Below are 24,584 nucleotides of genomic sequence, written 5' to 3'. Positions count from 1 at the left end.
TACCGGAAGGATGAGAGATGGTCGAGAAGCTTGGGGCGGAGGCACGCGCGAAGCTGGCGGCGGAACTGCCGGAATGGACGCTGGAAGGCGAGCATCTGAAGCGCGGCTTGCGTTTCGCGGACTTCAGCGAGGCCTTCGGCTTCATGGCGCGCGTGGCGCTTCTGGCCGAGCAGCAGAACCATCATCCCGAATGGTTCAACGTGTGGAATCGCGTGGATATCGCGCTGACGACGCATGATGCGAACGGCCTTTCCGCGCGGGACGTGAAGCTCGCGAAGAGCATCGACTCGCTGCTCGGCTGACAGGGCGCCAATGGCCTCATGCCTGAGCGGCATGGGCATCGAATGGCTCCATTCGCCTGCAACATGGCTCGATTCGTCCCGCAAAGGGCGGATATCGGGAACAACCGGCCCTACGTCGGCTTCATCCGCTGCAAATGGAGGAGACTGACAGATGCAAAAGCTGATGCTGATGACCGGGGCCGCCATTCTGATGGCATCCTCGCCGACGTTCGCCCAGGAGGCTTCCGAGCCTGCCGCGCCGGCCGCCACGCAACCGGCCGCGCCCACCGCGGACCTGATTGCCACGGCGCAGTCGCAGGGGCAGTTCAACACGCTCGCCCGCGCGATCGAAGCCGCCGGCATGACCGAGCAGTTGAAGGCCGGCGAATATGTGACCCTGTTCGCGCCGACCGATGCGGCTTTCGCTAGCCTGCCGCCGGGCACGCTGGACAATCTGCTGAAGCCTGAGAATCAGGCGGAACTGAAGGCGCTGCTGGCGAACCATCTGGTGCCCGGCTTTGCCACCACCGAGTTCCTGGCGCAGCAGGACGATGCCGCCATGCGCACCGTGGGTGGCGGCCTCGTCACCATCGAGACCGCCGACGGCAAGGTTCAGGTGTCCGGCGCCAATGTGGTGACGGCCGACGTGCGCGCCAGCAACGGGTTGATCCACGGTATCGACAAGGTGCTGCTGCCGGCCGCCGACCAGCAGGCCCGCGCGGCCGGCTCCGGGGCCTTGGCCGCGCGCTGACGCCCGAGATCCTTCCGGGTTGGAGGGATGAAGCGGCGCTCCCCCGCGCCGCTTCCCCCGGCAGCGGCCTTCGGGCGGCTGTCGGGGTTTCTCATGGCGGCGAAAGCCGGCCGCAGGCAAAGCCTGCGAGTCCGGCCGATAGCAGGCAAGACACAAGAAAGCCCGGCAAAGCCGGGCCTCGTCGGACGGATCGGCGATAGAAATCGCCGATTCCGCCGGCCGGGCGTGCGCGGAGTCTGCGGGCCTTCGCCCGATTGCCTTGCAATCGGGCTCCAGGCCGCAGCCCGCTTCCGCTTAGCGTGGCGCCATCCGGATGGCGCCGTCCAGACGGACATGCTCGCCGTTGAAATAGGAGTTGCGGCACATCTCCACCGCGAGGCTCGCATATTCCGCCGGGTTGCCCAGCCGCTTGGGGAAGGGCACCGAAGCGGCGAGCGCTGCCTTCACATTGTCCGGCGCGCCCTGCAGCAGCGGCGTGTCGAAGATGCCGGGCAGGATGGTGTTCACGCGAATGCCTTCGCTCGACAGGTCGCGCGCGATCGGCAGGGTCATGCCGACGACACCGCCCTTGGAGGCGGCATAGGCGGCCTGGCCGATCTGCCCGTCCTCGGCGGCGACGGAGGCGGTGTTCACGATGGCGCCGCGCTCGCCATGTTCGCCGATCGGTGGCAGGCTCAGCATTCCGGCGGCCGACTTGGCGATGCAGCGGAAGCTGCCGACGAGGTTGATCTGGATGATCCGGTCGAAGGCATCCAGCGGGAAATGCCGGATCTCGCCGGTTTCCTTGGAACGGCTGGCCGTCTTCACGGCGTTGCCGGTGCCGGCGCAATTCACCAGGATGCGCTCCTGCCCGTGCGCGGCGCGGGCCTTTTCGAAGCCGGCGTCGACGCTGTCGTTGTCGGTCACGTTCACCAGGCAGAAGATGCCGCCGATCTCGGCCGCGACCGCTTCGCCCTTTTCGGCGTTGAGGTCGAATAGAGCGACCTTCACGCCCTCGCTCGCAAGCTTGCGCGCGGTGGCCGCGCCCAGACCGGATGCGCCGCCGGTGACGACCGCTGCCAGACCCTTCAATTCCATGCCAACTCTCCTGTCATGCGGAAAACCATTGCCGGGATTGCCTTACGCCGCCGACCGGCCAGGCGCATTCCCAAACTTGTCAGGTGTCGATAGAAGTTGCACTGCTGTGTTGTTTTGACGATGCCCTCTCCCGTAGCGCCAGCACCAGCCCGGCGACAAGGATGATTCCGCCGCCCAGCAGGGTCAAAAGGTCGTAGCGCTCGTTGAAGAGGAGGATGCCGGCGAGCGTCACCAGAGCGAAGCGGACGAAATCGAACGGCATCACCGCGCTGGCATCGGCAAGGCTGAGCGCCCGGGCGAGGCTCAGTTGCCCGGCCGCCGCGCAGGCGCCGATGCCGATCAGGATCGGCCAGAGCTGCGCCGAAGGCCAGCTCCACCAGGGGATGGCGAGCAGGATCGAAATCGGCGTCATCAGGATGAAGGCCCAGGCGGCGACGGCGCGGGAATCGTCCGCTCCGGTCAGCGCCTTGATGGCGATGTAGGAAAAGGCGGTGGCGAGCGCGGAAACGATGGCCGCGAGGATTCCCGGAGAAAGCGGCGCGGAGCCGGGCCGGAGAACCATCAGCACGCCGATGAACCCGGCCAGCAGCGCCAGACCCCGCACCCGGCGGATCTTCTCGCCCAGGAAGAGGATGGCGCCGATGGTCGCGAAGAGGGGCGCCGAATAGCTGATCGACAGCACATTGGCGAGCGGGGCGTTGGCGACGGCGTAGAAGGTGCCGAAGGTGGCGATCACCCCGGAGGCGGCGCGGCGCAGATGGCTGGGCATCCGCTCGGCCTTCAGCAAGCCCGGCGTCAGCAACAGCATCGGGGCCAGCCAGATCAGCCCGAAGAGGTTGCGCCAGACGACGATGGCGAAGGGGTGAAGCTCTTCGGAGGCGACTCGGATCAGCACCCAGAGGCCGGAGAAGGCGACGCAACTGACCACCATCCACCAGATGGCGCGCAGGTTCGCCGGCAGCAGGGGCAAGCCTCCCGCGCCCTTCAGTGGTTGAAGTGGCGCAGGCCGGTGAAGGCCATGGCGAGCCCGCGCTCGTCGGCGGCGGCGATCACTTCCGCGTCGCGCATGGAGCCGCCGGGCTGGATCACCGCCGTGGCGCCGGCTTCAGCCGCGGCGATCAGCCCGTCGGCGAAGGGGAAGAAGGCGTCGGAGGCGACGGCGCTTCCCGCCGTCCTCGGCTCGGCCCAGCCGGCGGCCTCGGCCGCATCCCGCGCCTTCCAGGCGGCGATGCGGGCGCTGTCCAGCCGGCTCATCTGCCCGGCGCCGATGCCCGCCGTCGCCCCGTCCTTCGCATAGACGATGGCGTTCGACTTCACATGCTTCGCCACCGTCCAGGCAAAGGCCATGTCGGCCAGTTCCTGCGCCGTCGGCTGGCGCTTCGTCACGATCTTCAGTTCGCCCATCAGCTGATTGTCGCGGGTCTGCAGCAGGAAGCCGCCGGAAACCGTGCGCATCACCAGCCCGGTGCGGGCCGGGTCTGGAAGCGGCGTCAGGAGGAGGCGCAGGTTCGGCTTCTTCGCCACCACCGCCTTCGCTTCTTCGTCGGCGCCGGGCGCGATGATCACTTCGGTGAAAAGCTCGGTGATGACGGCGGCCGTCTCCGCATCGAGCGGGCGATTGAGGGCGATGATGCCGCCGAAGGCCGAAACCGGATCGCAGGCCTTGGCGGCGCGATAGGCCTCGGCCAGATCGTCGGCGGTGGCGACGCCGCAGGGGTTGGCGTGCTTGATGATGGCAACCGTGGGCGCGGCGTCGCGGAATTCGCTGATGAGGTTCAGCGCCCCGTCGGCGTCGCCAATATTGTTGTAGGAAAGCGCCTTGCCCTGCACCAGTTCCGCTCCGGCCAGGCCGGCGGGAACAGCGGAGGCTGCGTAAAGCGCGGCCTTCTGGTGCGGGTTCTCGCCATAACGCAGTTCCGCCACGCGGCGGACGGCAACCGGCAGCACGGCGGGAAAGGCTTCGCCCTGGTCGGCGAAGGCGAACCAGCTGGCGATGGCCGAATCATAGGCGGCGGTCGCCTGGAAGGCCTTGGCCGCCAGCCGCTTGCGGGTGGCGAGGCTGAGGCCGCCGTCCGCCAGCTCGTCCGCCAGCGCGGCATAGTCGCCGGCGTCGGTCACGCAGGCGACGAAGGCGTGGTTCTTGGCCGCCGAGCGCACCATCGAGGGGCCGCCGATGTCGATATTCTCGATCACCTCGTCGCGCGGGGCGCCCTTGGCCACCGTCGCCTCGAAGGGGTAGAGGTTGATCACCACCATGTCGATCGGGGCGATATCGTGCGCGGTGGCCGCCGCCTGATGTTCTGCATTGTCGCGCAGCGCCAGCAGCCCGCCATGCACCTTGGGGTGCAGCGTCTTCACCCGGCCGTCCATCATTTCCGGGAAGCCGGTGTGGTCGGACACGTCGGTCACCTGCAATCCGGCTTCGCGCAGAGCCTTCGCGGTGCCGCCGGTCGAAAGCAGTTCGGCGCCATGCCCCGCCAGCGCGCGGGCGAAATCGACCAGGCCGGTCTTATCGGAAACGGACAGCAGGGCCCTGCGGACAGGGAGGGAATCGGTCATGCTAAACTCATGGTCTGGGAAATTTCCTTCCGCCTGCCCGACCATGGCGGCAATGGCAAGCTCCCGGCCCCGTCACAAATCCCCGTCACCCCGGGCTTGACCCGGGGTCCAGCTTTCTTCTCCGAGCGTTCGGGTGGTGGAAAAGCTGGACCCCGGGTCAAGCCCGGGGTGACGGGAGGGGTGCGCGGTTCAACTCGAACCGGCCGGCTACCCCCCTTGCCCGCCCCCCTTGCCGGCTTCAGTTCTTGCGGGCGCCCTGCTTGCGGAAACTCCACGAGACATCCGCCGTGCCGCCCGGTTCTACGAGGCTGGTCAGCAAAAGCTGCTGGATTTCATGCGTGCCGCCATCGGCGTCGACGAAGAGGCTCGGCTCGATCGCCAGCACGCCGGGCGCGTGGTTGAAGCTGGCGCGAAAGGCCCAGGCCGAATCCTGCCCGGGCCGCGCGCCGGGCAGGCGGATCAGCGCGCCGCGCCCGTCCTGCGTCAGCGTCGCCTCGGCCTCCGGCCCCAGGTGGAAGCGGATGGCGAACGGCAGGGCTTGCGCAGAGCGCGGGCGGACGAGGCCGCCGCGCACGGGCTCCAGCCGGTCCTCGCCGCGCAGGTCGTCGCCTTCCGGGCTCAGCCACAGGCGGCGCACATGGTCCTGGCCGAAGCGGCGGCGCCAGCCGTCGTGCCGGCCCTCGAACCACTGGCCTTCGCGGGTGGAACGCGCCTCCACCAGCACTTCCTCGACCCCGCCCAGCCGGCGCGGGCCGCTTTCGTGCAGGCGGCTGGAATTGGTGTCGGCCAGCACCAGCGCCGAATGGCCGGCGGTGGAGCGCAGCCCCATCGCCAGTTCGGGCGGAAAGCCGCGCGGCCCTTGCGGCCCGCATTCGCCGCCACAACTGACGATCAGATGCCGCGCCCCGTCGGTGGCGGTGAGCGCCAGTGTGGAGGCGTGCGCGGTGCCGCACAGGCGGACGGCGGGCGGTGGGCCGGCATCCACCATCACCCGCGTGGCGCCGGCCTGCAGCCGCTGATAGCCGGATTGCCGGCTTGGAGGCGCTTCCGAAGGGGCGGCGCGCAGCCGGGCCATCTGCGCCGCGTCCGGGCCGCCGCCATGCCAGGGCGAAGGCAGCCCGTCGCCCATCGCCAGCGCCGAGAGGCCGGTCCGCACCTGCTCCAGCGCGCGGGCGACGAGGGCCGACGGCTTTTGCGCCCGCGCCTGGTGGAAAGCGGCCAGCAGCAACAGCAGATCCCCCAGCCGCGCGAGGTCGAGCGGCGAGCGGCTGGCGTTCGCGGCCCCCTCTTCGGGCAGCAGTTGCTGCAGCGTCTCCGCCAGCAGGGTCTCCGCCCGCACCAGCCGCTCGTCTCCGCCCGGCAGCATCAGCGCGCAGCCGATGAGGCCGGCGGCGGCCTCGGCGCGGGCGAAGCCCGGTTGCAGGCGCGGCGCGGCGCGGTCCAGATGCCGGCCCCAGCGGGCGACGCCGTTCAGCACGGCGGAGCGGTGGATATGGTCGTGGCCGGGCATCACCATCGGCGCGTAACAGATGGCCATCAGGATGCGGCGGCCGGTGACGGCGGGGCTCCACGCCTCCTCGTCGTACTCGTGGAAGCGGGCGAGCCAGCGCTTGGCCAGCGCTTCCGCGCGCGCGACTTCCACCTTCGTCAGCGGGCCGGCGCTGGAAAGGTCGCGCAGCCAGCCCCAGCCATGCACCCACTGCCGCCAGCTTTCCGGCGCGTCGGGCGCGTCCAGCCGGGCTTCCTGCATCGACTGGCCGTAACCGTCCCGGAAGAGGCGGCCGCCCTTCAGCCTCTGCCCCAGCGCCGGATCGCCGGGAACCGGGTCTTCCGGCACGGCGATCAGCTTCAGCGGGAAACGGCCCTTCAACCGCATGCGGTGGAAGGGGGAGGCGAAGGAAAGCCTGTCCAGCCGTTCCGACAGGCGCTCGGTCAGCGAGGGGCCCCTGTCCCCCAGGTCCCGCGTCAGGCGGAAGCTGCCATCGTCCGCCTCGCCCGCCATTATCTGGCCTTCAATGCCGCGATGTTGGCGGCGTAATGCTCCGGCCCGCCCTTGAAGCTGGCGGTGCCGGCCACCAGCACGGTGGCGCCGGCGGAGGCCAGCCGCGCGGCATTGCCGGCATCGACCCCGCCATCCACTTCCAGCTCGATCGAAAGCCCGGCCTTCAGGGCGCGCTCGGCGATCGACTCCACCTTGGGAAGGGCGCTTTCGATGAAGCTCTGTCCGCCGAAGCCGGGGTTGACGCTCATCACCAGCACGAGGTCGGTGAGGTCGAGCACATGGTCCAGGCTGGAAAGCGGCGTGGCCGGGTTCAGCACCACGCCGGCCTTCTTGCCCAGCGCGCGGATACGCATCAGCGTGCGGTGCAGGTGCGGCCCGGATTCCGGATGGACGGACAGGATATCGGCCCCGGCCTCGGCGAAGGCCTCCACCAGCGGGTCGGCGGGCGTCACCATCAGATGCACGTCGAACGGCAGCGCGGACCAGGGGCGGAGCGCCTTCACCACCATCGGCCCGATCGTCAGGTTGGGCACGAAATGCCCGTCCATCACGTCGACGTGAATCCAGTCGGCCCCGGCGCTGGAGATCGCCTTCACCTCTTCTCCGAGGCGGGCGAAATCAGCGGACAATATGGAGGGGGCGATCTTCACGGGCGGCATTTGCCAGTGTTAGCCTTTGGCCGGGGCATCGCCAAGGGCGGAAAGGGCGCTCAGCGACGAATTCGTTCGGAGGCGCGCTGAATTATGGCGCGCCGGCTATCGTCGGGCGCGGTCGGCCAGGCGGCGATCTCGTCGGGCGTGCGCCCGCATCCCACGCAGATGCCCCGTTTCAGCCGGCAGATGTTGCGGCAGGGGGAGGGCACGGCGCTGGCGACAAGCTCGGGCATGCGCCGCCTCTGGCGTCTTCGCCCTGTCATGGGAAGAGGGCATGGCCCTGCCGGCAGGCGACATGGGTCTGCCGACAGGCAAGGAGAAGGCGATGCACGGCGGGTTCGACAGGCGGCAGCTTCTGGCGGGGATGGGGCTGCTCGCGGCCACGCCGCTCTGGGCGCAGCGCATGCCGCCGAAGATCCGCGCCTTCCCCTTCACGCTGGGAGTCGCCGCCGGAGACCCCGATCCCACCGGCTTCGTCATCTGGACGCGGCTGGTGCCCGAGCCCGGCGAGCCGCTTTCCGGCCTTGAGCCATTCCCCTATCCCCTGCGCTGGGAAGTGGCGGAGGATGAGGGGTTCTCCCGCATCGCCGCCGCCGGCGAGACGCTGGCGCGGCCGGAACTGGGCTTTTCCGCCCATGTCACCGTCTCCGGTCTTCGTCCCGAGCGGCCCTATCATTATCGCTTCCGCAGCGGCGACATGCTGTCGGCCACCGGCCGGGCGCGGACGATGCCGCTGGCGGGCGCCGATGTTCGGCAGGTGCGCCTCGCGGTCGGCGGCTGCCAGGAGTATCAGGGCGGTCTCTACACCGCCTGGGGCGATGTGGCGAAGGCGGATGTGGACGCCATCTTCCATTATGGCGATTACATCTATGAAGGCGGGCCGGTCGCCAGCCGCATGAACTGGTCCACCGGGCAGATGGAATCGACCGTCCGCCTGCACGACGGGCCGATGATCTTCAGCCTGGACGATTACCGCCGCCGCTACACCCTGACCCGGCGCGACGAGGACCTGCAGGCGGCGCATGCCTCGGCCGCTTTCCTCTGCTCGTTCGACGACCATGAGCTGGTGAACAACTGGGTGGGGGATGTCGATCAGGCGGAAACCCCGGCGGAAGTCTTCCGGCTGCGCCGGCAGGCCGCCATGCAGGCCTGGTATGAATTCATGCCGGTGCGGGCCGACGCGCTGCCGGTGAACGGTGTTTCAGGGCCTTACCGGCAATATCGTTTCGGCCGGCTGCTGGACGCGCGGATGCTGAACACCCGCAACTGGCGCACGGACCAGCCCTGCGGCGACAAATATGGCAGCTTCTGCCCCGAGGTGAACCGCAAGGACGCCGAAGTGCTCGGCCGGCAGCAGGAGGAATGGCTGGTGAAGGGCCTGAAGGCCGATCCTGCCCGCTGGAACGCGCTGCTGCAGCAGATCATGGTGATGGACCTCGACCGCGCCCGGGCCGAGACGAAGACGATCAACACCGACAGCTGGGCGGCCTATGCGGTGCCGCGCGACCGGCTTCTGGACGGGCTGAAGGGCGTTCCCAATCTGGTGGTGCTGACCGGCGACGAGCATCAGCATTTCGCCGGCGAGGTGCGCAAGACGGGCGAGGCGCCGGAAGCCCCCGCGCGGGCGATCGAGTTCGTGACCACTTCCATTTCCTCGGGCAGCGACGGCCCCGGCGAGCGCAAGGAGCATGCCGCTTTCCTCAGCCGCAACCCGGGCCTCAAATATATCCGCGACGAGCGCGGCTATTCGCTGATGACGGTGACGCCCGACGGCTGGACGGCGGACCTGAAGGTGGTGGACAGCATCCGCCGCACAGGCGGCAAGGTTTCGACTGCCGCAAGCTGGCGGGTGCCGGCGGGAGTGGCGCGACTGGAGCGGGCGGGCTGATCCGAGAGCGGTTGGCGCAATCTGGATTGAAAAAATTCCCTCATTCCCCATCCGTCACCCCGGGCTTGACCCGGGGCCCAGCTTTCTTCCTGAAGCGATTGGGCCGTGGAAAAGCTGGACCCCGGGTCAAGCCCGGGATGACGGGCGTTCGGGGCGAACGCTGACTTGGCCTGCCAGCTTCGCCTCTTTGGTTTGCTCCCGTGCCCGGCTCCTTCTCTGAAGGGGGGGGTAGCGGGGCATCGCCCTTTCCAGTATCGCGCCGGTATCGATGCTGCCCTCGAAGGCGCCATAGGCCATGCCGCGCTCGCCGAGGCGCAGCGTGCAGAAGGCGTCGGCCAGTGGGTTTTCCCATTCCAGCAGGGTCGCGGCCTGCGCCGCCAGCGCCAGCCGCTCGATCAGCAGCCGCGCCGTGCCTTCGTGGGCGGAGCGGAGGTCGATCCGGTCCAGCCATTTGTCATAGGCGGGGTGGCGCCCGCGTTGCGCGGCGAGGAAGTCCTGCAATGCCTGCACGCCTTCCGGTTCCCGCGCCAGCGCGCGCAGCAGATCCAGTGCGATCACATTGCCCGAGCCTTCCCAGATCGCGTTGAGCGGCGACTGGCGGAACAGCCGCGGCATGGGCCCACTCTCGACATAGCCGGCGCCGCCGAGGCTCTCCATCGCTTCGTAGACGAGGCCGGGGGTACGCTTGCAAACCCAATATTTGGCGATGGGGGTCAGCAGCCGGGTCAGCGGATCGCCGGAGTCGAACGCCTGCGCCAGCCGGAAGCCGAGCGCGGTCGCCGCCTCGCTTTCGATGGCGAGGTCGGCCAGAAGCGCCGCCATGGCCGGCTGGTCGATCAGCCGCTTCTGGAAGGCGGAGCGGTGCGCCGTGTGCCACAGCGCCTGCGCCAGACTGCCGCGCATGATCTGGGCGGAGCCGACGACGCAATCGAGCCGCGTGTGCTGCACCATCTGGATGATGGTGGAGACTCCGCGCCCTTCCGGCCCCAGCCGCTGCGCCAGCGCGCCATGATATTCGATCTCGGACGAGGCGTTGGAGCGGTCGCCCATCTTCTCCTTCAGCCGCATCACCCGGAAGCCGGCGTTGCGCTCCCCGTCCGGCAGCCAGCGGGGCACGAGGAAGCAGGTGAGGCCGCCGTCGGTGTAGGCAAGCGTCAGGAAGGCGTCGCACATCGGCGCCGAGCAGAACCATTTGTGCCCCGTCAGGCGGAACCAGCCTGCCTCGCCCGCCGGTTCGGCGCGGCTGGTATTGGCGCGCACGTCCGAGCCGCCCTGCTTTTCCGTCATCGCCATGCCGATGGTGACTCCGGCCTTCTCGAAGGCGGGGCGCGAGGCCGGATCGTAGCGGCCGGCGGCGATGCGCGGCACCCATTCCGCGGCGACGGCGGGTTCCGCCCGGAGCGCCGGGACGGCGGCATAGGTCATGGTCATCGGGCAGATCGGCCCGGAATCGGCCTGCCCGGCCAGGAACAGGATGGCGGCGTGGCCGACATGGCCGGCGGGCGTTCCGTCCCAGGCGATGGAGGCGATGCCGCTGTCCAGCCCCAGCCGCATCAGCTCGTGATAGGCAGGGTGGAATCGCACCTCGTCTATGCGGTGGCCGAAACGGTCGAAACTCTCCAGCACCGGCGTCTGCCGGTTCGCTTCCATCCCCCATTCGATGGCCTCGGCCGATCCGGCGCGGGCGCCCAGCGCCGCCAGCCGGTCTTCATGTGTTACGCCGCCGGCCTGGCGCAGCGCCTCCACCAGCGCCGCGTCGCCGGTGAACAGGTTCACATCCTCGAACGGCGGTGCCTGGTTGAAGACCTCATGCGTGTCCTGACGCGCGAGCGGCCGGATGCTGGACATGGCGTTTCCTCTCCCTCGCGGGGGATCGAAATCCCCGCTTCGCCTCTTTTCGCGCTTCGCCGGCTGAAGGCAATGCGCGAAAAGCATGGGGAGCCGCCTTTACCAGGCGTGGCTGATGCTGACCGAGAGGCCGGTGTTCTTCGGCGTATGGTCCCGCTTCGCGACCGAGGTGCTGAGCGCCACCGAGACGGCGTTCACCGGGGTGATGTTGAAGCTGCCGCTGCCGCCCAGGCGCAAGGTGGACTGGGCATTTTCCTGATCGAGGCCGTTCACCTTCGTTTCGCCGCCATTATGGTAGAAGGCGTCGGCCGACAGCCAGAAGCTGGGCGACAGATTCTGGCTGAAATGCCCCTCCAGCGTCCACAGCGGCTTTTGCGCCAGCACCCGGTCGCGGGCGCCATCCTTGTTGTCGGTGAAGAACTGGGCGTTGGCGTTCGCGGAGAACAGGCCGCCCGTGCCCACCGGCATGCCGTAGGAAAGCTGCGGCTTGAAGGCCCAGCGGTTCTTGCCGATGTTCACCGCCCGGTCGGAATCATAGGAGCCGGTCGGGGCCGTCACCCAGAAGGAGCCGGTCAGGAAGGGCTCCGGCTTCCAGGTGGCGAATTCCCGGATGTCGAGCGCCGGCGCGCCGAAGAAGTTGGCGATGAAGGAGGCCTGTATGTCGCCCAAGCCATTGCGGGAGGTTCTGGCGCGGGTGCCGTCGATCTCGGCGCTGACGAAGGCGAAGGGCACGACGACCTGAAAACCACCGGTCTGCCCGGCGATGCTCAGCGAGCGGGCGTAGCGCAGGATCGGCATGTGCACGTCGACCGAAGCGCCGCTGATCGGCAGCGCCTGGTCGAACGAGGTGTCGCTGTTGGAATAGGCATAATAGCCATAGAGGAAGTTCATGTTCTTGGGCGCGTTGATCCAGTCGCGCGCGCCGTCGGCCATGGCGGGGGTGGCCGTGGCGGCAAGGGCAAGGCCCGCCGCCATCATCAGGGCAGGTTGAAGCTTCGGCATGGGAAAGCCTTCTTGTTTTCGGCCCGGGCCGGGTTTCAGCCGGGTTTCAGGGCGTGACGATGTTGAACGAGGGGTTGAAGCTGTCGAACAGGCCCATCAGCTTCTGCAGCGTCTCGGCATTGCCCTCGATGCGGATTTCACCCGATTTCACCTTGTCGGCGATGCTGGCCTTGCCAAGGTTCACATCGTCCAGCGCCTGCTTGGAAAGATGCGCCGTGGCGGTGGCGCCTGGGTTGGGCTTGCGGCTGTAGTTCAGCACGCTGTTGTCCACCGTCAGCGCATAGGTCTGGTCGAGGTCGGTGAAATGCATGTTCAGCGCCAGCTTCTGGCCTTCCGCCTTCTCGGCGTTCAGGCGGACCGCCAGATAGTCGAACAGCATTTCCGGCGGCATGGCGCGGATCACGTCCGGGCTGGCGGTGCTGCCGCTGAGCTTGGGCACGCCCTTGCGCAGTTCGTGCGCGCCTTGCAGATAGACCGAGCGCCACGGACCGGATTCCGCCTGATAGCCCAGTTGCTCCAGCGAGTCTGCCAGCAGACCCTTGCCGGCCGCGCTTTCGGGGTTGGCGAACACCACATGCTTCATCGCGGTCGCCACCCAGCGATATTCGCCTTTGGCGAAGTCCTGCCGCGCCCGGGCGACGACGGCCGCCTCGCCGCCCATATAGTCCACATACTTCCGCGCGGCCATTTCCGGCGGCAGGTTGTCGAGATTGGCGGGATTGCCGTCATACCAGCCCATGTAGCGCTGATAGACGGCACGGCTGTTGTGCCGAAGCGTCCCATAATAGCCCCGGCCGGGCCAGAAATTCTCCAGGCTCTGCGGCAGGCGGATCATCTCGGAGATTTCCTCGCCGGTGTAGCCATGGTTCATCAGGTTCACCGAGCGGTCGTGCACGAACTTGTAAAGGTCGCGCTGCTTGGCGAGATAGTCCAGCACCTCCGCATTGCCCCATTTCGGCCAGTGGTGGGACTGGAACTTCACGTCGATCCGGTCGCCGAACAGCTCGATCGTTTCGTTGATATATTTCGACCAGGCGAGCGAATCCCGCACCTGCGCGCCGCGCAGCGTCAGGATGTTGTGCATGGTGGAGACGGTGTTCTCGGCCATCCACATTGCCCGCTGCTTGGGCAGATAGAAGTTCATCTCCGCCGGCGCCTCGGTGCCGGGGGTCATCTGGAAGATCATCTCCACGCCGTCCAGCACCAGCTTCTCGCCGGTTTTGTGCACGATGTGGTTGGGGGCGATGAGGGTGCCGGTGCCGATCGGAGTCGTCAGCCCCAGCCCGGCGCCGACGCTGCCTTCGGCGTTCCGCGCCAGCAGCGCGCCATACATATAGCTGGCGCGGCGGCTCATGGCGTTGCCGGCGATCACATTCTCGCTGATCGCATGCTCCAGAAAGCCGTCCGGCGCGACCAGCTTCACCTTGCCCGAGGTGACGTCGGCCTCGCTTACCAGTCCCTTGATGCCGGAGAAATGGTCGACATGGGGGTGGCTGTAGATGACTCCGACGATCGGCAGCCTGCCGAACTTCTGCGTCACGAGGTCATAGGCGGCCCTGGCGGTTTCCACCGTGGTGCCGACATCAGCGACGATCCAGCCGCTGTCGCCGCGGATGAAGGTGATGTTGGCCAGGTCGTAGCCGCGCACCTGGTAGATGCCGTCGGCCACTTCGAACAGGCCATAGTGCAGGTTCAGCTGGGCGTTGCGCCAGAGGCTGGGGTTGACGCTGGCCGGCGCCGGCGTTTCCAGCGCGATGAACTTGCGATAGCTTTCCAGATCCCAGGCGATGCCGCCGTCGGCGCGGCGGATCGTCAGCGTGTCCGGCTTCAGCAGCAGGCCGCGCGCCGCATCCTGGAATTCGCTGCGGTCGTTGAACGGCAGCTGTTCCAGAACCTTGGCGTTGGCGGCGGCGGTATGGCCGGTCGCCGGGTTGGCGAAAGCGGGCGCGGCGGAGCCCAGAAGCATCGCGGTGATGCCAAGGGCGAATGCAACGGTCTGGCGCGGCATGGATTTCATGATCGAGATACCCCCTTCAAGGCCAATCCTGATTGCTTTGGTGCAGTTTTGCGAGATATGCCCGCTTTGGGGCATGAATTGCACCTGAGGTGCAATGTGGCGAAAAATCGGGAGGGGAATAGTTGGGCGGCAGACCGTTGCGAACAGGCATCCGCAAGGACGAGGCCGATGCGATCGTCGCGAACAATGGCTGGCTGCTGACGCAGCCGGCGGATTTCCGGGAAGAGGTGCTGCGGCACAGCGTGCTGATGCATTTCGAAGCGGGCCAGACGGTGTTTCGCATCGGCGACGCCCCTGGCGGCATCTATGGGCTGGTGCGCGGGAATGCCACCGTGAACACCGCGCCTCCCAACTTGCCGCCCAAATTGCTGCAAGGAAGCCTGCCCGGCTATTGGACGGGGGAGGCTAGCTTCCTAACCCGCCAGCCGCGCCGGGTGGAATTGCAGGTGCGTATGCCGACATGGTTGCTGCACCTGCCGCTCAGCCAGATGAACCGCATGGCCTATGACGATCCGCGGGTGATCCGGAATTTCAGCCACATCCTGGTCGCGACCCTGGATATCGCCACCCGCATCATCAGTGACCTGCAGCAGTTGAACCCGGCGCGGCGGCTGGCGGCCACCCTGGACCGCGCGGCGGCTTCCGGCTCGGATGTGGTGATGCTGACGCAGGCGGAACTGGGGGAAATGGCCTGCGCCAGCCGCAGGCAGGTCAACCGCGTGCTGGGCGAGTTCGAGGAAAGAGGCTGGGTCCGGCTCGGCTATGGCGGCTTCACCATCCTGGATCTGGAGGCGCTGCGCCGCTTCGCCTACAGCGAATAGGCTATATCAACCCTTCGGCGCGCAGGCTTTTGTGCCCGGTGCGGGCGATCACCAGATGGTCGTGCACCTGCAGGCCAAGCGGTTTCGCCGCATCGGCGATGGCGCGGGTCAACTGGATGTCGTCGCGGCTGGGGGTGGGGTCGCCCGATGGGTGGTTGTGAACCATGCCTTTAAATACCATAAGACATTGATTATTATGGAATAAATTGGAATGTGGCGAGGACTGGGGCCGGAGGCTGGGAGCGGTTGATCATGCCCGAACGTGACCATCACGCCTGATCACCACCGTGCGCGCCGAAGCCCCTGGATGCACGGCACTGCACCTTATTCTTTTCATCCCATGCATCAAGCTCGTCGAGCGGGTAGAGCACGGCCTTGCCAATTTTGACGAAGGATGGGCCGAGACGCATCGCGCGCCAGTTTCGAAGTGTCCCGACCGAAATGCCGCCCCTATAGCGTTCAGCCACCTCGTCGGGCGTAAGGAATTTGCTATCTGGCACTACCGCCTCCTTCGGTAGCACAACCAGGGCCGTGTCACCGCGTCTTGAGTTTGATCATCGCGGTAGCCTGTCGAGGGTCGCTTCGGGTTTTTGTTCATGCGCCCGGGACTGGAGCCTCACGCTTCCGCACTGACATACATGCTGCGGCATTCACCGCTGCGAAAGACGTTCCAGGCAGGTATCGGAGAAACGGATACCATAGAGGCCACATAGGCGGGGTTGGCCGCGCGGTGCCTTATCGACGGCGCTAGGTGCCGAGCAGGTGCTGCGCCACGGATATGTGGACGATCTCTGCGATTGGGCGAGGATATGCGGCTGTTCCGTGTTTCGGATCACCGGGAGTTGACGTTAAGGTCAGAATTGACCTCTTCCTCCCTGATCTTCGCGAACGATATGATTGCTGCCGCCATGGCGAGGGCACATCCGACCCACGAGGCGTGGACGAGTCCGTTTAGAAGCTCGGACTTATCGGTGTTTGCGCTTGGGAGGACCAAACCCAGAAGAGACGTGGCAATCAGACCGGCTGTTCGCGAGATGGCGTTGTTCAGTCCGGAAGCGACACCAACGAACCTGTTCTCCACCGCGTTCATCACGGCGGTGGTGAGGGGCGCGACCGTGAGCGCCATCCCGAGGGATATCGTCACGAGACCGGGAAAAATATTCAGCAAATAGCTGACCCGCTCCTCGCGGAGGGTTGCGATAAGCGCGAATCCGATCGCGACTGCCACAGGTCCAAGCGACAAGGTTCGCCGGACTCCCCATTTCGTTGCAAGCCCTCCCAGAGGTCGCGATAGCGTCCCCATAACGAGCGGTAACGGCAGAAGGGCGAAACCAGCCCGTGTCGCGGAATAGCCAAGTCCGTTCATGAAGAAGAGGGGAAGCAGGACCATGAACCCGCCAAGGGCGCAGTAAAGGAGCAGGGTGAGGATCGAGATTCCCGAGAAGCTTCCGGAAGCGAAGATGCCGAGGGGCATGATCGCATCCGCTTTCTTGCGCCGTTCGACGCACAAAAAGGCCACAAGGCTCATAAGTCCTACCCCGGCTGTGCCGATCACGACCGGGTTCGACGTACCTGAGTGAGGGAGGTAGGTAAGCGAGACAACTAGATTTCCCAGTGAGACTACGGCGAGCGCGCCTCCGGCTAAGTCGAGCGGAACGCGCTGCGGTGGCGATACATCGGTTGGGATGCTTTGTATTGCCATCAAAAGAGCCGCCGCTGCAGCAGGTATGACAATCGCGAAAGACCAGCGCCAATCGGCGTGATCGACCACGACGCCTCCTAGCAGCGGAGCCGCCGCTCCGGCGATTGTGCTCGCGGCCGCCCATGTGCCGACCGCGCGTCCGCGCCTCTTCCCGGAGTAGGCATCGGCAAGGAGCGCCAAGCTATTGGGGATGACAAGGGCGGCGCCGACGCCTTGAACGAAGCGTGCGGCGAGCATCACCGCTAGGTTGGGCGCACATGCGCAGCCCAGGGTCGCAAGCGCGAAGATCACCAGGCCGAGTATGAAAAAGCGCTTGCGCCCGAGACGGTCGCCGAGCGCCCCCCCGAGCAATACCAACGCCGACATCGGCAGGAGATAGGCGTTGATGATCCACTGCAGACCGGCGGAGTCCGCGCCAAGATCGCGCTGCATCGAAGGCAGTGCGACTGTGATGATCGATGCGACGGTCACAGCCAAGCTCGAGGCTAGGATCGTCGCGACCATGGTTCCCGATCCCGGATTCGCGACAGCGCCTGACATACCGCGCGCAGTCAACTCGTCACAAGGGGGCGGGAGGACCATGGTCAAAAAGCTGGCTCCAGGTATGGCCGCAGCGATATGAGATCCCGCCGAAGCACCCGTTGCATTTCGGTGAGGGCCCTGCCGATCGTCTCCACATCAACTCCCAGCCATTGTTGCCAAGGCATCAGCCGTGAAGACGCACGCAACCTCGACACAACCGTGTCCAGTCGGGTCCTGTGGTGCGAAGCGCCGATCCGCGGCTCTCTTGGCCCGAACCATCGCTTGATGTCGCAAGCCGCGTCGTTCGAGCAGCGCTACGGCGATATGCTGCGCAGGATCTCCTCCAGACGCCTTTCTCCGTCCACCGTTTGGGCACCCCGCGCCAGACCGCCTCGGATCAGCGCCTCAGCCGCTGGCTCGGCGAAGAGCCTGCTCCATTCCGCTTGCTCGCGCACGAACCCGGCCCCGAGATCGGGAGGCGGCAGCACACGTTTGGCTGCCTGCACTACGCCAGCCGGCAAGGCGGCGATATGGCGGGCCAGCGTATCGACGAAATCGTCGAGCTCGGTCGCGGGCAGCGCCCGGTTGATCCAACCATAGGCGGCGGCCTCCTCCGCGCTGAAAACGCCGCCTCCCAGAATGATTTCCAGGATGCGCCCGCGGCTCATGCGCGTCGAAAGATATTGCATCGCGCCTCCGCTCGGCACGATGCCCATGAGTGCCTCGACCTGGCCGAGACCGGCTCGTCCGATCGCTCCAAAGGCCATGTCACAGGCGGCGATGAACTCGGCGCCGCCGCCCCGCGCTACGCCAGCGAGCTTCACAATGGTTACTTGCGGAAGCTCGCGAACCAGTTCCCCAAGTGCCTGGAAGACGTTTAGGCCAGCGGGCACATCACGCGCGATCTCGTCGAACGCATGCGGATCGTCGATCAACGCCATATCCACATGAGCGATGAAGAAGTCAGGAGAACCGCTCTCGAAGACGATCACGCGCGTAGCATCATCGTTGCGAACCTTGATCAGAAAATTCCGCAGGTCCGTCATGAGCGCGGCGTCGCAAATATGTTGACCGGTGGATTTTCGATCGTGACGGTCACGACGCCCGACCGGTGCGCGACGCGAAGCTTCTGATAGTGGTCCGACATTCAAGCCTCCTGATTTTTGGCGGCGGCCGCATTTGTCGAATCCATATCGTATCGAGAACGGGATCAGTAGCTCCGGAACCGGGGCAACTGTGTCACGCAAGCAGGAACGCCCGCGATGCCTGCGTCGCCGTGACTTGCGAGGCTGGGGCACGGTTGGAATGTCTCCGGGCATCAAGCGGGACCTTCCCAAATCAGTCGCTCCAACTCGCAGGCGCCGGGGTCGCCGGAGTGATCGACAGTGTGGCGCCGCGACCTGATGCCGTTGACTGATTGGGCAACGATAATTCGAAGTGATCGCGGCGCTTGACTGGTAAGGGCGATGGCGTTCCGCATTACGCGACACAGCAAGTCATTTTGTGGAGCTACTGGCGCGACCACAGGATTGTTAGTCCCATTAGGAGGCGGGTGCGACGAAGCCGACGACGAAACTGCTCGCATCGCACACGAACCGCGGCGCCTCGTCGGAACAGTACCAGGAGTCCCAATGCTACGCCTTCTCGCACGTAAACACGCCGCTCTCGTATCCGTTGGCATCGTCACCATGCTCTGCATGGGTTTCGGAGGAGATGACGCGAGCGCGCAAGGCTGGAATCGGAAGCAACGCGAGGACGCGCGCACGTGCGAGAGCTTCGGCAACAGGTATGGCACACCCGCCTTCAGCGATTGCATGCTTTCGCAGCAGCACAGGCGCGACACCAAACAACTCCGGTCGATTGAGGAGACCGAAAGGCTCTCACGCATCGCCAGGGACGGCCAGATCATGGCCGAACGGGCGCGCCAGCAGCGTTGCGAACGCAACCCGGACCGCCGCGAGTGCCGTCGCCGATAACTAAGCGGGTACGCCGAGCCATTTCGAACATCTTATGGGGCGAGTGAAAATGATCCGGAAAGCATTGATCGGGTTCGTAGCGATTGTTTGGTTCTCCGCAGTTCAGGCGCAGCCGGCGCCGCAGAACTCTGGCGCTGATCTGATCGTTTTCAACGCGAAGATTTTCACTGGCAACCGTGCCCAGCCAGAGGCGACGGCATTGGCCGTCAAGGACGGGCGGATCTATTCGGCCGGCCCCGATGAGGCCATCTTGGCCCTGAAGAACCCTTCGACCAAGGTGATCGATGCCCACAGCCGTAGGGTCGTGCCTGGCATTGTCGATGCCCATATCCACGTCCTCAATGACCTGGCCTTCAACTACAATGTCCGCTGGGATGGTGTGCCGACGCTGCGCCAAGCATTGACGATGCTTCGCGAGCAGGCAAGACGCACGCCGGAAGGTCAGTGGGTCAAGGTAATCGGAGGTTGGTCTCCTTATCAGTTCAAGGAGAACCGATTCCCGACGCTGGACGAGCTACACGAAGCGGTGCCCAATCACCCTGCGATCGTGCAATATGCGTACAATCAGGCCTTCCTGAACAAGCAGGCGATGACGGCGCTCGGCGTAGGGACTGATCGGTTTCCGAAGCTCGACGGCGTCGAGATCGAAAAAGACGGCCGCGGAAATCCCACCGGCGTGGTCCACGGCTACACGTGGCTGTTTCTTGCCTTGGAAGCGATGGTGCCGCAGCCCAGTTTCGACGAACAGGTGAGTTCGCTGGCTTATAGCGTTCACGGCCTGAACCGGTTCGGCGTGACCTCGATTATCGATAACGGCGGCAGGTGGCCATATCCCGACGCGCAGGCAAGGGTAAGCGTCCTTGCTCGCGACAACCGCCTCAATGTGCGTATGCCCTTTGTAGATCTGCAACTCGGCGATGGCGGGCCGGTGAACATGGTGGATCTGGAGCTTGAGGCGATCACGAAGACCGCGCCGATCAGCCCGGGACAGAACCTGTATCCCGCCTTGGCGCACGGGCATGAGTATCGCGGAGCCGGCGAGGTCTTGAGCGGAGAAGTGCACGACCACGAGAATTTCGACCGCCCAGCGGTCGTCATCGAGCCGGACACGATGCGGCGCTTCGTCGAGGAGGATGTGAAGAAGCTGGTCGAGCGGCGCATCCCGTTTCGCATGCACATCAGCTATAACGAGAACATCTCGCCTTTCCTCGATGCTCTGGAGAAGGTGAACGAAACCATTCCGCTCGGCGGGCTGCGGTGGAGTCTCGAACACGCCGAGACCATCAGTCCGCAGAATATCGCTCGGGTGAAGAAGCTGGGGGGCGGTATCGCCCTGGATGGCAAGATGGCGCTGCACGCAGATGGCTTCATCAAGACATATGGTCGGGAGAAGGCATTGGAGACGCCGCGCCTTCGCATGCTCGTCGACAGCGGCATCCCGCTGGCCATGACCACCGATGCCTTCCGGGCAGCGACGTACAATCCGTGGGTTGGCATAAGCTGGATGGTGACCGGCAAGTCCGTGTCCGGATCCGAAGCGCTCGCCAAGGACAACCGGCTTACCCGAGCCGAGGCGCTGAGACTTTTCACCATCGGAGGCGCGTGGTTCATGAACGCAGAAGCGGAGATCGGCGCCATCGCTCCCGGATATTTGGCCGACTTCGCGGTGCTCGACAGAGATTACTTCGCGGTGCCGGAGGACCAGATCAAGTCGGTCTCCTCTGTCCTGACTGTCATGAACGGCAAAGTCGTCTTCGGCGGGCAGGATTATCGCAACCTTTCGCCAGAGCTCCCCGCGATCCTTCCGGCATGGTCGCCCGTCAAATACTTCGGGAGCTACTACGGAGAGAAGTAAGTCCAAACGACAGACCTGGCGGCGGGCACAGATCTATGGTGCTCGCCGCGGGCACGATCCCAGCCACGAGACGCCGCATGCTTTCCTTGGCGCTCAGCGCTGATCCACGCTGCTGCGGGAGGAGAGAGGCAGATGGCGCCTTGCCTGAGTTCTGCCGACGTCAATCGACGTTCGCCGTCGACCGCGAAGTCCCAGCGGTGCGCGCCCGTTCCGAGGGGCCTCGCAAGCGTCGTGGGAGAAGGGCCGAAACCGCCTTCGCATTGAGGGCGAAGTCAAGCTGATGGGGGTCTTCATACTGAGAGCGTTTCCGTATCCTCGGTCGAGCGCCCGAAACACTCGATCAGCATCTCGGTGAGGACCCGAATCTTACGCGACGGGTGCTGTCCCGGCGGACGGACGACGTAAATGCCATGCTCAGGGATGGGATGATTCGGCATCACTGGCACCAGTGCGCCCGAGTCCAGATGTTCCTGGATAAGGTCGTTAGGAAGAGCTGCGATCCCGATCCCGGCCACCGCAGCGGCGACCAGGGCGCCGCCGTTGTCAGCCTTGAACCGACCTTGCGGTCGCATCGTGATGACCTTGTCATCGACCGTAGCGAGCCATGTCTCGGTTCCCTGCATCAGCGCCTGATGGGTCACCAGCTCTTCGGGCGTTTCCGGTGATCCGTGCTTTGCAATGTAGGCCGGCGACGCGACGTACTTACCGATAAGCGGGCCAATTCTTCTGGCGATCAGGTTAGAATCGGGCAGCATGCCGACGCGGATCGCGCAATCGTATCCCTCGCCGACCAGGTCGACGAACCGATCCGTATAGGCGGCGTGGATGTGTAGTTCCGGATGGCGCGAGGCCATATCGGCGAGGACCGGCGCGAAGTGCGTCGGTCCAAATGACAGCGGCGCTGCGACGCGGAGGCGTCCCCTCAACTCGCCTGCCGGCAGAACTGTTTCCTTGGCGAGATCTATCTCGGCGACCACCCGCGCGGCGTATTCCCGGAACGTCGCGCCGGCTTCGGTAAGCGCGGCACCCCGGGTGGTGCGAGCGAGAAGCTGGACGCTTAACTCCGCCTCAAGCCGGACAAGCCGCCGGCTGACCATTGATTTGGATATGCCGAGGCGGCGAGAGGCGGGCGTCACACCCCCCGCGTCGGCGACCTCGACGAACGTCCGCAAATCTTCAATTTCCATTCAGCGTTCCCCTTCGTGCGACACAGTACATCGTCCGCCGATGCTACCGCACCGGAAAGGGGAATGGCAACATTCGAACCCGGGACGTCGTCTTGATCGATGTCGGCGATCCACGGAACCAATTTTAGGAAGGAAGACCTGCCATGACATTCCGCAACGGCCTCGACTCGCTTCTTCGCCCCGAAGATTCAGTCCTCGTTCTGATTGACCACCAGCCCTATCAACTCGCGAACTTGAACAGCCACGACCCTCAGGCTGTGGTCAATCTCACGACCGCCCTGGCGAAGCTGGCGAAAGCCTTCAACGTTCCGACCATTCTCACCAGCGTGATCGCGGGCCGCGGCGGGCTCCTCTTCAAGCAGATCACCGACGTCTTTCCGGGTCAGGAGGTGATCGACCGGACCTGGGTCAACACCTGGCAGGACCAGAAGGTCGTGGACGCGGTCAAGGCGACCGGCCGTAAGCAGCTCATCATCGCGGGCCTTTGGACCGAAGTCTGCGTTGCGATGCCTGTGATCCAGGCCGCCGGCGAAGGCTGGGACGTGACGGTGATCACCGACGCGTCGGGCGGTATCTCGAAGGAGTCTCATGAGGTCGCCGTCCAGCGGATGATCGCGGCCGGTGCGAACCCGATGACTGTCATGGCGCTCGCTGGTGAATGGCAGCGCGACTGGGCGCGCACCGAGCATGTCGAAGACCTGACCGAGATCCTCATTCAGCACTTTGGCGGCAGCGGAATTGCGTATCTGTGGGAGCAGCAGCTCCTCAAGACCCCCGTCGAGTCCGACGCGGGCTGATCGCGATGGTTGGCGAGTATCGGCCAGGCGCGCTGTGGAAGACCGGTGTCATGTCGATGCTCGCCATCACCATGCTGCGGCTCAGACGCGCAAGACATCTTCTTTCCGGCGATGGCGGTCAACGCAACATTTCGCTCACCGATGCCGGGTGGCGCCTGCTCTTCGTCGCCGCCGCGGCGGCGATACCGTTCGCGGCAAACGCGCAGGTTTCGACCAACGTGGAACGCGCCCCGACGCTGACGATCGAGCGCTATTCGGAAGACTGGTCCTGGCTCGCCGATCCCGCAAAGCGGACGGGGGATTGGGCCGAGCCATTCAAATATATTTCGTTGAACGACGACGGCAGCGTTTACCTCTCGACCGGCCTCGAGGCGCGCACGCGCTACGAAGGCTATGACAATGTGCTGTGGGGATCATCGCCGAACGACGGTTACGTCTGGAACCGTCTGATGCCTTACGCCGACCTGCACCTCGGGAAGGTCCGCGTTTTCGCGATGCCGATTCTTTCGGGGATTTCGGGCACAGATCGGCCGAAGGGCCCGGCGGACGCCACCGGCATCGATATGCTGCAGGCGTTCGTCGACGTTGACCTGCCGGTGGCGGGTGACGATACGCTCCGCCTGTCGGCGGGCCGCAAGCTCGTTTCTTTCGGATCGGGGCGGTTCATCGACCGGCGCTATGGAACCGGCGTTCCTCTGCCGTTCGACGGGTTTGAAGCGATCTACACCGGCAAGACGCGCCAGGTGACCGGCTTCTACCTCCAGCCGGTCGACACGCGGCTGGGCGACTTCAACGACAGACGATCGCGCAGCAAGGAGGTATGGGGCCTTTACGCCACGCAGTGGCTCGACTCTAGCCACTTGAACGGCTTCGATGTGTATTACATCGGGTTGCAGGATCAGAACGCCGTCTTCGATCAGGGGGCCGGCAGGCAACTGGCGCACACCTTCGGTTCGCGAATCTTTGGAGACAACGGGACCTGGGCCTGGAATGTCGAGGCGGCGAATCAGCGCGGCACCTTCGCCGGTTACCAATCTGAGGCGTGGGGCGCGGGGTTCGAGACGCGGTATCGCTTCCGTGACGTATCGCTGCAACCCGAGCTTGGGCTCACAGCCGACGTCGTATCCGGCGACGGGAATCCAAACGACCACAAGCTGGGAACGCTGAATGCACTTTTCCCCAACGGCAAGTATTTTGGAGCGCTGTCGCCGGTCGGTCCGAGAAACCTGATCCACGTCCGGCCATCGATCACGGTTCATCCCCACAAGGACGTCGCGGTGTCGCTGACCGGCGTGGCCTATTGGCGCCAGAGCACCCAGGACGGGGTCTACTCGGTCCCCGGTTTCCTGGTCCGCAGCGGCAAGGACAGCGACGCGCGTTTCATCGGCAAGGAGCTCGAACTGGCCGTAAGCTGGCAGGCGACGCCGAACGTGAACTTTACGGGATCGCTCAGTGCGTTCCAGCCCGGGGAATTCATCCGGGAAACCGGGCCGGCGCGGACGATCAAGATGATTGGCTTCCAGACGACGTTCAGGTTCTGATCGTGCGGTGGTCGGCGCTCCCCATCCTCGGCCCGGCGGGGGCGATGGGCCTGCGGGGTCGATCGTCGCCTTACAGGTCTCTGCGGGCAGTGGTTCTACCGCGTT

Annotated in this window: 21 protein-coding genes and 1 pseudogene; 8 read left to right on the top strand and 14 right to left on the bottom strand. The window is 65.5% G+C overall.

Annotation, left to right across the window (positions count from 1 at the left end; translation table 11 throughout):
• Positions 1 to 17 precede the first annotated feature (17 nt).
• Entirely contained in the window at positions 18 to 302 is a 285-nt protein-coding gene (locus tag L6Q21_RS01125) for a 4a-hydroxytetrahydrobiopterin dehydratase (protein WP_237828563.1), read from the top strand.
• 151 nt (positions 303 to 453) lie between these two features.
• Entirely contained in the window at positions 454 to 1,032 is a 579-nt protein-coding gene (locus L6Q21_RS01120; protein WP_237828562.1) for a fasciclin domain-containing protein, read from the top strand.
• Between the two features lie 294 nt (positions 1,033 to 1,326).
• Here L6Q21_RS01120 and L6Q21_RS01115 read toward each other — a convergent pair whose 3' ends face one another.
• From L6Q21_RS01115 to L6Q21_RS01090, 6 genes are all read right to left on the bottom strand, one after another.
• Positions 1,327 to 2,109 carry an SDR family NAD(P)-dependent oxidoreductase gene (locus L6Q21_RS01115; RefSeq protein WP_237828561.1) on the bottom strand — a complete coding sequence of 261 codons (783 nt, stop codon included), beginning with the start codon at positions 2,107 to 2,109 and terminating at the stop codon, positions 1,327 to 1,329.
• A 79-nt stretch (positions 2,110 to 2,188) separates the two neighbouring features.
• Positions 2,189 to 3,079, bottom strand: a complete 891-nt coding sequence (locus tag L6Q21_RS01110) for a DMT family transporter (RefSeq protein WP_237828558.1) — start codon at positions 3,077 to 3,079, stop codon at positions 2,189 to 2,191.
• A 14-nt stretch (positions 3,080 to 3,093) separates the two neighbouring features.
• Positions 3,094 to 4,668, bottom strand: coding sequence for a bifunctional phosphoribosylaminoimidazolecarboxamide formyltransferase/IMP cyclohydrolase (gene purH, locus L6Q21_RS01105; protein WP_237828555.1), 1,575 nt, complete (start codon positions 4,666 to 4,668; stop codon positions 3,094 to 3,096).
• Positions 4,669 to 4,906: 238 nt separating this feature from the next.
• Positions 4,907 to 6,670, bottom strand: coding sequence for a heparinase II/III family protein (locus L6Q21_RS01100; protein WP_237828554.1), 1,764 nt, complete (start codon positions 6,668 to 6,670; stop codon positions 4,907 to 4,909).
• Complete coding sequence (rpe, locus tag L6Q21_RS01095; protein WP_237828552.1) at positions 6,670 to 7,329, bottom strand: ribulose-phosphate 3-epimerase; 660 nt, start codon at positions 7,327 to 7,329, stop codon at positions 6,670 to 6,672. The genes L6Q21_RS01100 and rpe overlap by 1 nt, the downstream gene beginning before the upstream one ends.
• Before the next feature lie 50 nt (positions 7,330 to 7,379).
• A complete protein-coding gene (locus L6Q21_RS01090; protein WP_237828551.1) occupies positions 7,380 to 7,556 on the bottom strand; it encodes a DUF1289 domain-containing protein in 177 nt (58 codons plus the stop codon).
• Between the two features lie 41 nt (positions 7,557 to 7,597).
• Here L6Q21_RS01090 and L6Q21_RS01085 point away from each other — a divergent pair, with 41 nt between their 5' ends.
• Positions 7,598 to 9,211 (top strand): alkaline phosphatase D family protein, encoded by a 1,614-nt coding sequence (locus L6Q21_RS01085; protein WP_237828550.1) that lies wholly within the window; start codon positions 7,598 to 7,600, stop codon positions 9,209 to 9,211.
• 126 nt (positions 9,212 to 9,337) lie between these two features.
• Here L6Q21_RS01085 and L6Q21_RS01080 read toward each other — a convergent pair whose 3' ends face one another.
• The 3 genes from L6Q21_RS01080 to L6Q21_RS01070 all read right to left on the bottom strand — a co-directional run bounded on the left by L6Q21_RS01080 (position 9,338) and on the right by L6Q21_RS01070 (position 14,078).
• The gene (locus L6Q21_RS01080) at positions 9,338 to 11,059 is read right to left on the bottom strand and encodes an acyl-CoA dehydrogenase family protein (protein ID WP_237828548.1); all 1,722 of its coding nucleotides are present in this window, start codon (positions 11,057 to 11,059) and stop codon (positions 9,338 to 9,340) included.
• A gap of 99 nt (positions 11,060 to 11,158) precedes the next feature.
• Entirely contained in the window at positions 11,159 to 12,061 is a 903-nt protein-coding gene (locus tag L6Q21_RS01075) for a transporter (protein WP_237828543.1), read from the bottom strand.
• 46 nt (positions 12,062 to 12,107) lie between these two features.
• A complete protein-coding gene (locus L6Q21_RS01070) occupies positions 12,108 to 14,078 on the bottom strand; it encodes an alkyl/aryl-sulfatase (RefSeq protein WP_237828538.1) in 1,971 nt (656 codons plus the stop codon).
• A 137-nt stretch (positions 14,079 to 14,215) separates the two neighbouring features.
• Between L6Q21_RS01070 and L6Q21_RS01065 the strand changes: the two genes are divergently transcribed.
• Entirely contained in the window at positions 14,216 to 14,899 is a 684-nt protein-coding gene (locus L6Q21_RS01065; RefSeq protein ID WP_237828535.1) for a Crp/Fnr family transcriptional regulator, read from the top strand.
• 1 nt (position 14,900) lies between these two features.
• On the opposite strand, the pseudogene L6Q21_RS01060 reads toward L6Q21_RS01065, so the two are convergent.
• The 4 genes and pseudogenes from L6Q21_RS01060 to L6Q21_RS01045 form a co-directional block, all read right to left on the bottom strand.
• Positions 14,901 to 15,065: pseudogene (locus L6Q21_RS01060) on the bottom strand (JAB domain-containing protein); the annotation flags it as partial.
• A gap of 103 nt (positions 15,066 to 15,168) precedes the next feature.
• Positions 15,169 to 15,399, bottom strand: a complete 231-nt coding sequence (locus L6Q21_RS01055) for a helix-turn-helix transcriptional regulator (RefSeq protein ID WP_030538484.1) — start codon at positions 15,397 to 15,399, stop codon at positions 15,169 to 15,171.
• Between the two features lie 332 nt (positions 15,400 to 15,731).
• Positions 15,732 to 17,105 (bottom strand): MFS transporter, encoded by a 1,374-nt coding sequence (locus tag L6Q21_RS01050; RefSeq protein WP_051767941.1) that lies wholly within the window; start codon positions 17,103 to 17,105, stop codon positions 15,732 to 15,734.
• A gap of 332 nt (positions 17,106 to 17,437) precedes the next feature.
• Complete coding sequence (locus L6Q21_RS01045; protein ID WP_237828532.1) at positions 17,438 to 18,169, bottom strand: enoyl-CoA hydratase/isomerase family protein; 732 nt, start codon at positions 18,167 to 18,169, stop codon at positions 17,438 to 17,440.
• 585 nt (positions 18,170 to 18,754) lie between these two features.
• On the opposite strand from L6Q21_RS01045, the gene L6Q21_RS01040 reads away from it, so the two are divergent.
• Positions 18,755 to 19,099, top strand: coding sequence for a hypothetical protein (locus L6Q21_RS01040; protein WP_051767939.1), 345 nt, complete (start codon positions 18,755 to 18,757; stop codon positions 19,097 to 19,099).
• 49 nt (positions 19,100 to 19,148) lie between these two features.
• Complete coding sequence (locus L6Q21_RS01035; protein ID WP_237828531.1) at positions 19,149 to 20,954, top strand: amidohydrolase; 1,806 nt, start codon at positions 19,149 to 19,151, stop codon at positions 20,952 to 20,954.
• 290 nt (positions 20,955 to 21,244) lie between these two features.
• On the opposite strand, the gene L6Q21_RS01030 is transcribed toward L6Q21_RS01035, so the two are convergent.
• Positions 21,245 to 22,141, bottom strand: a complete 897-nt coding sequence (locus tag L6Q21_RS01030) for a LysR family transcriptional regulator (RefSeq protein ID WP_237828530.1) — start codon at positions 22,139 to 22,141, stop codon at positions 21,245 to 21,247.
• A gap of 143 nt (positions 22,142 to 22,284) precedes the next feature.
• On the opposite strand from L6Q21_RS01030, the gene L6Q21_RS01025 reads away from it, so the two are divergent.
• Both L6Q21_RS01025 and L6Q21_RS01020 read left to right on the top strand, forming a co-directional pair.
• Positions 22,285 to 22,938 (top strand): hydrolase, encoded by a 654-nt coding sequence (locus L6Q21_RS01025; protein WP_030538478.1) that lies wholly within the window; start codon positions 22,285 to 22,287, stop codon positions 22,936 to 22,938.
• A gap of 50 nt (positions 22,939 to 22,988) precedes the next feature.
• The gene (locus tag L6Q21_RS01020; RefSeq protein ID WP_237751472.1) at positions 22,989 to 24,479 is read left to right on the top strand and encodes an alginate export family protein; all 1,491 of its coding nucleotides are present in this window, start codon (positions 22,989 to 22,991) and stop codon (positions 24,477 to 24,479) included.
• Positions 24,480 to 24,584 lie beyond the last annotated feature (105 nt).

This window comes from Sandaracinobacteroides sayramensis, from assembly GCF_022014495.1.
Classification (GTDB): domain Bacteria; phylum Pseudomonadota; class Alphaproteobacteria; order Sphingomonadales; family Sphingomonadaceae; genus Sandaracinobacteroides; species Sandaracinobacteroides sayramense.
The sequence above is the reverse complement of the archived record's forward strand: the minus strand, read 5'-3'. Positions and strand labels throughout refer to the sequence as shown.

What these genes read in the sequence shown, in the direction of transcription:
- L6Q21_RS01120 (WP_237828562.1), top strand. Translation starts at nt 454, where the DNA reads ATGCAAAAGCTGATGCTGATGACCGGGGCCGCCATTCTGATGGCATCC.
- L6Q21_RS01020 (WP_237751472.1), top strand. Translation starts at nt 22,989, where the DNA reads ATGTCGATGCTCGCCATCACCATGCTGCGGCTCAGACGCGCAAGACAT.
- L6Q21_RS01090 (WP_237828551.1), bottom strand. Translation starts at nt 7,556, where the DNA reads ATGCCCGAGCTTGTCGCCAGCGCCGTGCCCTCCCCCTGCCGCAACATC.
- rpe (WP_237828552.1), bottom strand. Translation starts at nt 7,329, where the DNA reads ATGCCGCCCGTGAAGATCGCCCCCTCCATATTGTCCGCTGATTTCGCC.
- L6Q21_RS01080 (WP_237828548.1), bottom strand. Translation starts at nt 11,059, where the DNA reads ATGTCCAGCATCCGGCCGCTCGCGCGTCAGGACACGCATGAGGTCTTC.
- L6Q21_RS01040 (WP_051767939.1), top strand. Translation starts at nt 18,755, where the DNA reads ATGCTACGCCTTCTCGCACGTAAACACGCCGCTCTCGTATCCGTTGGC.
- L6Q21_RS01100 (WP_237828554.1), bottom strand. Translation starts at nt 6,670, where the DNA reads ATGGCGGGCGAGGCGGACGATGGCAGCTTCCGCCTGACGCGGGACCTG.
- L6Q21_RS01070 (WP_237828538.1), bottom strand. Translation starts at nt 14,078, where the DNA reads ATGAAATCCATGCCGCGCCAGACCGTTGCATTCGCCCTTGGCATCACC.
- L6Q21_RS01030 (WP_237828530.1), bottom strand. Translation starts at nt 22,141, where the DNA reads ATGGAAATTGAAGATTTGCGGACGTTCGTCGAGGTCGCCGACGCGGGG.
- purH (WP_237828555.1), bottom strand. Translation starts at nt 4,668, where the DNA reads ATGACCGATTCCCTCCCTGTCCGCAGGGCCCTGCTGTCCGTTTCCGAT.
- L6Q21_RS01035 (WP_237828531.1), top strand. Translation starts at nt 19,149, where the DNA reads ATGATCCGGAAAGCATTGATCGGGTTCGTAGCGATTGTTTGGTTCTCC.
- L6Q21_RS01115 (WP_237828561.1), bottom strand. Translation starts at nt 2,109, where the DNA reads ATGGAATTGAAGGGTCTGGCAGCGGTCGTCACCGGCGGCGCATCCGGT.
- L6Q21_RS01125 (WP_237828563.1), top strand. Translation starts at nt 18, where the DNA reads ATGGTCGAGAAGCTTGGGGCGGAGGCACGCGCGAAGCTGGCGGCGGAA.
- L6Q21_RS01050 (WP_051767941.1), bottom strand. Translation starts at nt 17,105, where the DNA reads ATGGTCGCGACGATCCTAGCCTCGAGCTTGGCTGTGACCGTCGCATCG.
- L6Q21_RS01085 (WP_237828550.1), top strand. Translation starts at nt 7,598, where the DNA reads ATGGCCCTGCCGGCAGGCGACATGGGTCTGCCGACAGGCAAGGAGAAG.
- L6Q21_RS01075 (WP_237828543.1), bottom strand. Translation starts at nt 12,061, where the DNA reads ATGCCGAAGCTTCAACCTGCCCTGATGATGGCGGCGGGCCTTGCCCTT.
- L6Q21_RS01045 (WP_237828532.1), bottom strand. Translation starts at nt 18,169, where the DNA reads ATGACGGACCTGCGGAATTTTCTGATCAAGGTTCGCAACGATGATGCT.
- L6Q21_RS01025 (WP_030538478.1), top strand. Translation starts at nt 22,285, where the DNA reads ATGACATTCCGCAACGGCCTCGACTCGCTTCTTCGCCCCGAAGATTCA.